The 11,076-nt window shown below is 27.0% G+C and carries 10 protein-coding genes; all 10 read right to left on the bottom strand.

The window, feature by feature from the left end; all coding sequences use genetic code 11:
* Window positions 1-93 precede the first annotated feature (93 nt).
* On the bottom strand, window positions 94-2,376 hold the full coding sequence (locus ACQPVP_RS16705) for a transglutaminase-like domain-containing protein (protein ID WP_430851887.1): 2,283 nt from the start codon (window positions 2,374-2,376) through the stop codon (window positions 94-96).
* Window positions 2,377-2,407: 31 nt separating this feature from the next.
* On the bottom strand, window positions 2,408-3,508 hold the full coding sequence (locus ACQPVP_RS16700) for a DUF58 domain-containing protein (RefSeq protein WP_430851885.1): 1,101 nt from the start codon (window positions 3,506-3,508) through the stop codon (window positions 2,408-2,410).
* Window positions 3,509-3,512: 4 nt separating this feature from the next.
* On the bottom strand, window positions 3,513-4,460 hold the full coding sequence (locus ACQPVP_RS16695; protein WP_430851883.1) for an AAA family ATPase: 948 nt from the start codon (window positions 4,458-4,460) through the stop codon (window positions 3,513-3,515).
* A 345-nt stretch (window positions 4,461-4,805) separates the two neighbouring features.
* Window positions 4,806-5,969 carry an AI-2E family transporter gene (locus tag ACQPVP_RS16690; protein WP_430851881.1) on the bottom strand — a complete coding sequence of 388 codons (1,164 nt, stop codon included), beginning with the start codon at window positions 5,967-5,969 and terminating at the stop codon, window positions 4,806-4,808.
* A gap of 242 nt (window positions 5,970-6,211) precedes the next feature.
* Window positions 6,212-7,015, bottom strand: coding sequence for a zinc transporter ZupT (gene zupT / locus ACQPVP_RS16685; protein WP_430851879.1), 804 nt, complete (start codon window positions 7,013-7,015; stop codon window positions 6,212-6,214).
* 166 nt (window positions 7,016-7,181) lie between these two features.
* Window positions 7,182-7,967 carry a hypothetical protein gene (locus ACQPVP_RS16680; RefSeq protein WP_430851877.1) on the bottom strand — a complete coding sequence of 262 codons (786 nt, stop codon included), beginning with the start codon at window positions 7,965-7,967 and terminating at the stop codon, window positions 7,182-7,184.
* 81 nt (window positions 7,968-8,048) lie between these two features.
* Window positions 8,049-8,279 (bottom strand): hypothetical protein, encoded by a 231-nt coding sequence (locus ACQPVP_RS16675; RefSeq protein WP_430851875.1) that lies wholly within the window; start codon window positions 8,277-8,279, stop codon window positions 8,049-8,051.
* Between the two features lie 290 nt (window positions 8,280-8,569).
* A complete protein-coding gene (locus tag ACQPVP_RS16670) occupies window positions 8,570-8,806 on the bottom strand; it encodes a DUF1292 domain-containing protein (RefSeq protein WP_430851873.1) in 237 nt (78 codons plus the stop codon).
* Between the two features lie 82 nt (window positions 8,807-8,888).
* Window positions 8,889-9,329 (bottom strand): DUF2383 domain-containing protein, encoded by a 441-nt coding sequence (locus ACQPVP_RS16665; RefSeq protein ID WP_430851871.1) that lies wholly within the window; start codon window positions 9,327-9,329, stop codon window positions 8,889-8,891.
* Between the two features lie 68 nt (window positions 9,330-9,397).
* Complete coding sequence (locus ACQPVP_RS16660) at window positions 9,398-10,729, bottom strand: hemolysin family protein (protein WP_430851869.1); 1,332 nt, start codon at window positions 10,727-10,729, stop codon at window positions 9,398-9,400.
* Window positions 10,730-11,076: the final 347 nt, after the last annotated feature.

Genomic DNA, 11,076 nt, shown 5'->3' with positions numbered 1-11,076 from the left:
TAGCGGATTTTTTATACAGATAGCGATAGCTTCATGTTTTTATTAGGCTGCCATAATGTTAACTAAGTGACATTGGTGTAACAGCTCCTTTTTTTACCAATATACCTTTATATATTTAAAATATAATTTTTTCCATCCAGGAAGTCTTTCATAAACAAAAATACATGACTTTTCATAAGCCATTAGTACTTCTTTTGTTTTTTCTAAGGATACATGTTTATTTCCAAATGCCTCCTGATAAGCATACTTTATAATATGCTCAGCATCCTGAACTTTAATATTTGGAACTGTTTTTGCAATTATATGGGCAAATTCTTGGTCATTACCTCTATAATCTTCTATATATCCACCAAACTTAATCACTTCTACTATTTTTGAAACTAATTTATCTGCATAATATACCTTGTATTTATTTAATATTTTCTTTCTTCTTAATAGTATAGCATAACAAATACTTCCTATAATTATTATAACTATACTGCTTATTTCTATTGTCTTTACAAGTTTATAATAATTTTTATTTCCCTTTTTTAAATATTCTTCTTCATCCATATTTATTTCATTAGTTATGTTTTCTTGATTTTCTTCCTTAACACTTTCAGATAAAACATTTTCTTCTTCTGTACTAGTATTTTCTTCTTCCTCTACTTCTTGATATCCTTCATTATTATTAATTTGATTTATGGAAGGTGTTACTTCTACCTTCTGCCATCCCAAACCTTCTAAATAAATTTCTACCCATGCATGTGCCTGACGATCTGTAAGAACCGCCTTATAAGTTCCACTATCTTGTTCTTTAAATTGAGATGGCTTTGCTATATAGCCTGTAACATATCTTGCTGGTATTCCATACATCCTATACATTAAAGTTGCAGTAGTTGCGAAATGTATACAATAGCCTTTCCCACTTTCAAATAAAAAGTATTCAGGTATTTCCTGATCCAATGGTATTACTCCAGGTGTTAATGTATAAGATGCCATTGACCACATAGTATTTTTTATAAATTCTGTAACATCACTTGGATTATATAATGGATTTTTATTGCAAAGCTCTGCAATACGTGGAAACCTTTCTTTTGATACATTTAAATATCCTCTTCTAGCATAGCTCTCATAATCTTCCTCTATATTTTTATAATCTAAAACAGCAGCAATTTCTTTTTTTTGTAGCGCCTCTAAAAAATCCTGCTCACTATAAATTGAAAATAAATATTCATCACCTTGCCTCCGCTTATATTCTGAAATATATGGAGTATAATATTCTTCACTGTCCGAAATAAGATTTTTTACTATTAACCATTGAGCAGAATTCAAATTTTTTTCTTCATTCTCATCTAAGCTTGGATTTTCTATCATACTCTCTGATAAGTAGATATTATTCACTAAATCAAATTGCCTATCTTTATAATATTGAGTACTATTTTTGTCATCTAATACTATAGCATATATACTTCCAACTCCTGAATAATCTGATTCATCAGCTTCTTCCCATTGATTTTCCATATAATCACTACCTATAAAATTTTTAAGATAAATTACTTCACTAGGTTTTTCTGAAACAGTTACTTCTAATTTATCACTTCCTACAGCATAATTATTCCCTCTGCTTACTTTACCCTGATTTCTAATGCTAAATTTCCATGATGCTGTAATTTTACTAACTTCACTTTCTAATCTAACTGGTATAGAAAAAAGCTTTGACATATGATTATCTGTTATTCTATAAACAAATAATAAAGAAATGCTAAAAAATACTCCAACTAAAAGTATACCTATCCCCGCAGTATTCATCTGAACAGGCATCATTTTTCTTTTCTTTCTCTTGCCAGATATCAGATTTCCCGTAACAGAAATTCCTATATGGAAAAATACAAATAAACAAACTTGAATAATATTAGGTGGATTTCCTATAATTGGTCCAATTAATATAACTGCAATTGAAACTGGATAAAGAAGCCACCCTTTTCCTTTTATAAAAGTAAGCCAATATATAATAAAAGATACTATTATAAAAAATATTAATACTGTCTCAGTAATATCAAAGCTTGAAAGTATATTTATGTTATATAGCACCGCTTCTAATATAATTCTCCACTGATCTACTAAAAAGTTGCCATTAAACAAACCTGCTAATATAAGAATTATTCCTAAAATAAATATTTTTTTGCTCCCATATAAAAGCCAAATAATCAAACATGTAACTAGTGTTAAAAGGTATACTTCCGCCTTTTTGAAAGTCAAATATGGACTAAAAGATATAGTATACAATATCCCCATAACTCCACAAAGATAACTTAAAAACAATACTATATATGATAGTATATTTTTATTATTTCTCTGTATCTTAAAAACACTTGTTTTTAATTCTATTCCCACATTTTCTATTCTTCTCTTTTTTCTTCTAAACTTAAACAGTAAGACATCTCCTTTCTATCTCTTCTACATAATTTTCTTCTGAAAACTGCATAAGCTCTTGCCTATTTAAGAATACTTTTAATTCTAAATTCAAATAAATAATAGTTTCAAAATTATTATCATATAAATAATTATTTTTTAAATATTCTTCATCAGACAAATTTTCATCTATTAATTCTTCTTTCAACATTAACTCTTCCATCATATTTATATAGTCTTCTTCTGTTCTTACTATTCTATCTACAATATTTAATTTATCTGTATCATACCACCTTACACAGTGTGCTATTTTATTTTCTATAAGTCCAAGAGAAATTGCTGAACATAATTCGTAAAAAGCATCCTTTCGTCCTATATCTACTTTTCTTTCATTTCTCATATCTATAAAAAACGAAATCCTATTTTCTATATCTGATGAATACTTTTTAATTAATATATTGTCATTTCTAGCACTTAATTTCCAATGTATATCACGCATAGAATCCCCTTGCTTATAGGTGTTAATCCATGCTATCTCTGGTGGCTGACTAATTAATTCTTCTGAAGTCATTGCTACATCAGGTGGATAGTATATATAATCTCCCTCTTCCAACTTTGTTCTAATTTTACGTCCTGAAGGCAATATTAAAACCTCTAAGTCCCCTTTTCCATTTTTTCTTCTATTAAACAATGATAAATAGTCATATACCTTTATTTCCTTTATTCTCAAATGTAAAATACCACAATATTTAGATTTCATCCTAAATTCCATTTCAACCTTACTTTTTGCAGGCACATAACCCTTTATCTTTTTAATTGCAGTCTTAGATACCTTAATATTAAAGTATTCTATTTTTATACAAAACCGTGTAATTGGGAGCCAAGTCTCATTTGTTACTATTACTCTTCCTTTTATTATATTTTCTTTATTTACTTCTACACTATTCACTTGTATCTGTGCATCTATTTTCTTTACAAAATACTTAGTAATAATAAATAAACTTATAAATAATAAAATCTCTGATAAAACTAATAGATTTAACACTTCTACTCTATACATTCCTGCTAAATAAAAAGTTAGAATAAGGAATAATAAATAACATATTTTCCGCATTGTATCACTTCCTCTTAAATGATGGCATATCTGTATTTCTTAAAATTCCCTCTAAAATCTCCTCTTTATCTATTCCATCTATTCTTGCCTTTGCACTAATCTGAACTCTATGTCTTGCAATTGCAGTAAATTGATTATAGACATCAGAAGGAGATACAAAATCATTTCCATTTAACCATGCAGTAGCTCTTGAAATTTTTACAAGTGCAATAGTTCCCCTTGGGCTTACCCCTACATTAAAATACTCACACTCTCTAGTTGCAGTAATTAATCTTACAATATACTCATATATAGAATCATGTACATAAACCTTTTCTACTTCCTTTTGCATTTTTAATAATAATTCTGCATTAGCAATTGGTGCTAATTTTTCTGTTCTTTTTCCTGCATCTAATTCTTTTGCCATTATAACTTCACTTTTAAAATCAGGATATCCCATTGTTATACAAACTAAAAATCTATCCATTTGTGCTGATGGCAAAGGTTGTGTTCCAGAAGTTCCTAATGGATTCTGAGTTGCAATAACTAAAAAAGGGGAAGGTACCTCTCTAGTATTCCCATCAACTGTAACCTGCATTTCTTCCATAACCTCCAAAAGGGCAGATTGTGTTTTTGGTGAAGTTCTGTTAATTTCATCAGCTAAAAGCAGGTTACAAAATACAGCTCCAGGCTGATATACAAATTTCTCCGTTTCTCTCCTATATATAGAAAATCCAGTTAAGTCTGATGGAAGAACATCTGGAGTGAACTGAACTCTATTCCATTTAAGCCCCATAAGTTTTGAAACTGATAATGCTAGTGTTGTTTTCCCAACACCAGGTATATCCTCCAACAAAATATGTCCATTAGCTAATACAGCAGATACAACTTCAAATATAAATGATTCCTTTCCTAAAATAACTTGATTCAATTCCATTAACATTTTTTCTGCAATTTCTCTATAAATACTCATCGCCTCCTATTTTTATTAGCCTATTATAATATTAGTTATAATATCTATTACTAATATTATTAATCTAATATTTATTTCTTAATCTTATAATATCCTATTTACTTAACTTAATGTCAATATTTTACTGTTAAATTTTATTATTTTTGTAAAAAAGTAATTTTTTCTTAATATAATTGCAGCTCTAATAAAAAGTGCTTCTTTATAATTTCCTAAAGAATAAAAAAAGCAGTAAATATGGTATATTAGTTTCAATCTGGAAAGCTCCAAGTTGCTCTAACATAACATATTTACTGCTAAAATAAAAATTACAATTCCTTTTTGATATGGATTGTAATTTTTTATTTATTACATATAATCTTTTGTATCTATTTTTAGTCCCTTTTTTCTTAATCTTCCTTCTATAAATTCTTTAATTATCGAATAGAAAATTGCAAATAACGGAACACCTATAATCATTCCCACTAATCCTAATACCTTACCAGCTACTAATATAGAGAATAATATCCAAAATGCTGAAATTCCAATAGAATCTCCTAATATCTTAGGTCCAATTACATTTCCATCTAATTGTTGTATAACTAGAATTATTAATAAAAACCATAATGATTGCACTGGTGAAACAAATAGAATTATAATAAAAGAAGGTATTGCACCTATAAATGGTCCAAAAAATGGAATAATATTTGTTATACCAACTATTACAGATACTAATACTGTATATGGCATTTTAAATATTGTTAATATAATAAATGTCAATACTCCTATAATTAATGAATCAATTATTTTACCAATTAAAAATCTACCAAAAGTATGGTTACTTTTATGAAATAATCTAATTAAACCCTCTGCATATTCTTCTGTTAAAAGTCCATATGTTACCTTCTTGCATAAAGCACATAATTTTTCTTTATCTATTAATAAATATACTGATACTATTATTCCTAATATGACATTCCATATACTTGATGCAATTTTAGCAACTAGGCTACCTATTGCTGGAATTAAATTAGTTACAAATCTAATAATATAGTTAACTAAATTATTAAAGTTATCTATTAATGTTTTAGAATATTGATCTTCAATATTTAAATCCTTTATTGCTTTATTTACAAATTCCGTAGTGCTATTTATATATGTAGGTATATCATTTACTAATCCAATTATACTATCTATAACTTGAGGTAATAAAAATTTAACTACCATACCAATTATAAAAAACGCTGTAATATAGGAAAGAACTATGCCCAGTCCTCTCTTAGACTTTAACTTTAATTTTTTTATATATTTTGTTTCAAAAACTTTATTTTCATAAAATACTAATAGGAAGTTAATAATATATGCTATTGAAAATCCTATTATAAATGGTTGAAATATTACAATTATAGAATCTAATTTATCTGTAAATATAGATACCTGTGATATTGCTAAATAGAATAAAATCACTGAAACTGCAACTAAAAAAGAATATATTGATATAGTTGTATATTTATTATTCCAATTAATTTTCATTATGAACCTCTCTTTCTAAAATTATATCACTTAAATTATAATGCACTTTTTTAAATTTTTTTATTTATTTTTTAAATTTAATTAATTATTCACCATTTAGGAATTATCTAACAAATGAAAAGTGTGCTACATAATGTTTATTGGACTATTGCTTTAGCACCAGGTCATAACACATTATATAACACACTCAAAACTAAATTATCAAACCTATAAGAAACTATTCATAGGATTTTCTTATAAATTTAAAGGAATAATAATAGGCTTACTGCCATTACTATCATACCTAAAATTAATCCATAGATTGATAAATGATGTTCTCCATATTCTTTTGCCGCTGGAAGTAACTCATCCAATGATATAAATACCATTATACCTGCTACCATTGCAAATATTATCCCAAATGATAGATCATTAAAGAAATTTCTTAATAGTCCATATCCAACTATAGCTCCAACTGGCTCTGCCATTCCTGATAAAAATGAATACATAAAAGCTTTCTTTTTATCTCCTGTTGCATAATAAATGGGTACTGACACAGATATCCCCTCTGGAATATTATGTATAGCTATTGCAACAGCTATGGGAATAGCTATCTTCATGTCACTTAATGCTGATACAAAGGTTGCTAAACCTTCCGGGAAATTATGGATTGCTATAGCTAAAGCTGTAAATACCCCAGTTCTTAATAATCCTCTTTTATTTTTCTCCTCTTCGCTTTCTTCAGAAGGTATTGACCTAACTTCATGAGGATTCTCACCACTTGGCACAAACTTGTCTATTATTGCTATTAATAGCATTCCTCCAAAAAAGGAAATAACAGTTATCCAACTTCCTACCTTAACTCCTTTTGCTAAAACCAAAGAATCTTTAGCTTTAACAAATATTTCGACCATAGAAACATATATCATAACCCCTGCCGAAAAACCTAAACTAACAGATAGAAACTTTTTATTTGTACTTTTAGCTAGAAAAGCTATTAAGCTTCCAATTCCTGTAGCAAGTCCTGCAAACAGCGTTATTAAAAATGCAATTGTTACATTATTCATTCATTCCCTCCTAACTTACTTTTTAAAATAATTATACACTAATTTCATAATAATTTCCTCTCATTTTAAATTATTATATATGATAAAGGATTACCGAAATAATCAGTAATCCCACTAACATAAAGTACTGTAATAGTAAAGGATTAATTAATTCATGTCAATAATACTAACAGCATCTCCAGTTACCGTTAGTTACCAAATTATTAGAAGTACTTGGACAAGAGCTATTATTTCCTGTTCCAAAGTTATCATTTATAGATCTTATTATATCTCTAACTGCTCTTTCATAACCTCTTCTAAACCCAGCTCTTGCTCCTCTTTCAAATCCAGCTCTACATCCATCTCTAAAACCTTTTTGATATCCAGATCTAAATCCTTTTTCAAATCCACATCTAAATCCTTTTTCATAACTAGCTCTTGCTAATTCTTCTGCTCTACTTAAGCCTCTTTCTAAACCTCTATTAAATCCTTCACGTAACCCTTCATTTCTACCTTGTTGACATCCTCTTTTAAATCCTCTTATAAATCCTTGTTCTAATCCTTCTCTTAGTCCTCGTTCATAACATTCACGAGAATTTACAACTCCACTACAATTATTACTATTAGAACTACAATTATTGCTATTGGAGCTACAATTATTACTGTTAGAACTACAACTTAATGATTGAAAATTTAAATCATCAGTTAATCCTGTTAGATTCACATCATTCTCAAGATTACTTAAAAAGGTATCATCATCACTATTTCCACAACATCCACTATTATTAGTAGTAGTTGTTGTATTATTTAATTCGTTTAGGCTTAAGTTTTCTATGTCAGAAAAATTATTATTAAAAATCTCACTTTCGAAATTAGCATCATTAAAATTTGATACTGAATTCCCTTCATCTGCTTGAAGTCTGCTTAAAATTTCTTCAAAATTTTCAGCATTATATTCATAATTAGTTCCCATACTTTTTATCTCCTTGTAAATTGTTATAATACATAATATATGCAAGTATTTTTCAATTGTTAATAATTAATAGATTTTCTTTTACTCATTTAGTAATGAGTTTACTTCCATAACTAGTCTCTTAACTCTATCAGGTAATCTAGATATAGCCTTTTCTCTTTTTCTTTCATCCTCTATTTGCACTATTCTCATAACTTCTTGTTGAACGCCAGGAATACTATTAAATTCTGAAACTATTCTATTAAACCTTTCAGAGAATCTAGGGTCTTGCATTTTAGCTTGTAATCTCATTATTAAATTATAATTATTCATTAATTACTACTCCTAAAATTATTTTACTTTATATTATTCATATATAAATTTATTTGTGAATATGAAAAAAAAATAAGTAAATCTGTTATAGTAGTTGCCCTGTCTCTAGCTACAAGTCACATTAACATAACATATTTACTTATACAAATTAAAGATTATAATTACTCATTTCTGTAATTATAAATTTTACTTATGCTTCTATTCCTCAATTCATCTTTCTGTGATGTTTTAACTCTTCAAAACTGAAAAAGGGGCTGTCTAACTAGACAGCCCCTTCCTTAAATTTATATTTAGAAGTTTAATGAAGAAACATCTTTATACATTTTAATTTCTTTGTCTGAATCTACTTCACTTAAGCTCTCATTCCAATCCTTATCAAATTTTATCTTATATATTTCTATATGGGATTTATCATTTACTGGTGCCATTGCTACATATTCATTTCCACAAATAAGTTTTTGTTCTAGAATAGCATATTCGACCTTATTTCCATTCTCGTCGTTAAAAGTCATTATTTTCGAACTCATGAATACACACTCCTTTATTATATTATTTTTATTTTGCTTTAATTAAATAAATTTATTCATATAAACTATTTTTTTATAATCACTATAATTCTATTAGATACTCTTGCATTATTTTTATATTATTGCTATACTCATCAGATATTTCAATTATCTCTTTTTTAAAATGATCATGTAAATCTTCATTCTTTATAAGAAAATCTAAAATAGCTTTAAATCCCATTTCAGTTCCTTTTATTGCTTTTGCCAATATTTCTTTATCTGTATCTATTGCCATTTCCTTCATACTATTAAAGATTTCTATTATTTTTCCAAAGGCTCCTTCATTATTAGTAGGCTTTCCACCTAATTCTTCTATTTCCTCAATAATTAGTAGCTTATTTTTTTCTGCTATAGCTAAAGTATTATCAAGAAGCTCAATTACCTTATAATCTTTTGCCTTTTCTAGAAGCTTTCTAATTTCATTTTCTCCCATTATAACTCCTTCTAATTGTGAATTTAATTCTTTTACAGTTTTTTCTTTCATAATAAAAACACTCCTCTTTATTATTTTTCATAATATAGAGGAGTGTTATTCATTATTATTTATAAATTTTATTCATCTGTGTCACAAACTACTTCTTGTTGTATTTTATGATCTACAGCTATATGAATTCTATCTATTCTTTTTTCATCTAATTTTAATAACTTTAAAGTTAAGTTATCTAATTTTACTTCACAATTTTTGGTAGAAGATGGTATTTCTCCAAGCTTTTCTATAAATAATCCAGCTATAGTATCTGCTACTTCTGATTCTAATTCTATACCTAAATAATCACTTATATCTTCTAGTGTCATTAGTCCACTAACTATATAATTATCATCATCTATTTTTTCTATGTCTAAATTATCATCATATTCATCATGGATTTCTCCCATAACTTCTTCTATAATATCTTCCATAGTAACTATACCTGAAAATCCACCATATTCATCTATTAGTATAGCTATATATGCTTTCTTTTCTTTTAATTCTTTAAACAAGTCGTCTATATTTTTAGTTTCAATAAAGAAACATGGTTCCTTCAATAAATCCCTTATTTCAACATTATCTATTCCCTTTTCAACTATACTTGCAAATAAATCCTTCATATGCAATATACCTATAATATTATCTATTTCATTTTCATATACAGGTATTCTTGAAAAGTTCTCATCTAAGATGTCCTTAACACAATCTCTTATATTATCATTAACATCTAATAAAAATGTTTCTGTTCTAGGTGTCATTACCTTTTTAGCACTTGTATCATCAAATTCTATAATTCCATCAATCATTTCTCTTTCTGATTGATTTATAGCACCATTTTCTTCTCCTATTTCTATTAAACTTCTAATCTCTTCTCTTGAAATTTGCTCTTCTATTCCTTCTGTATTAATTCTAAGTAACTTTAAAATAATGTTGGTTGAAAATGATAAAAACCATACAAAAGGCTTGGTCACTTTAGATACAAAGATTATAATCTTTATTGATGACATTGCTAATTTTTCTGAATTTTGAAGTGCTATTCTTTTAGGCACTAATTCTCCTAAAACTAATGTAAAATATGATATAGCAACTGTTGTTAAAACTAATGCAATACTTTCACTATAAGGAATATTAAACCCCTTTAAAAAATTTGCAAAACTATATGAAAGTGATGTTGCTGCTGATGCAGAAGCAAAGAATCCTGCAAATGTTATTCCAACTTGAATTGTTGACAAGAATTTATTTGGATCCTTTAAAACATTCTTTAATAATTTTGCTTTTTTATTTCCTTCCTCAGCTAGAATATTGATTTTAGTTTTGTTTAATGACACTATTGCCATTTCAGCAGATGCAAAAAATGCATTAATAACAACTAAAATTAAAATTAAAATTAAACTACTCCCGGGACTTCCTTCCATTTACTCATTCTCCTTATTTTTATATAATGAAATCATTTTATCATAATTTATAATACTATATCAAATTTATATTTATAACTCTACAGTTTAAATTGTCTTAATTTTTTAAATTATACCATTATAATTCTTAATTATAGGCTAAAACTCTTAATAATAAAGTTTTACTCATATTTATAAATAAAATTTTAAAATAGATATTCTTAAATTTATAGTTTATATAATTCCTAAATAATAAAAAAATCATTTTATTCTTATAAAATGATTTTTTTATACAGACTGCTGACAAAGTGTCAGCAGTCTTTAATTTTATACAAATATGTAATATAATTTAAAATATATTAATTTAT

It is taken from the genome of Clostridium nigeriense (genome assembly GCF_050585265.1).
Classification (GTDB): Bacteria; Bacillota; Clostridia; order Clostridiales; family Clostridiaceae; genus Clostridium; species Clostridium nigeriense_B.
The sequence above is the reverse complement of the archived record's forward strand: the minus strand, read 5'-3'. Positions and strand labels throughout refer to the sequence as shown.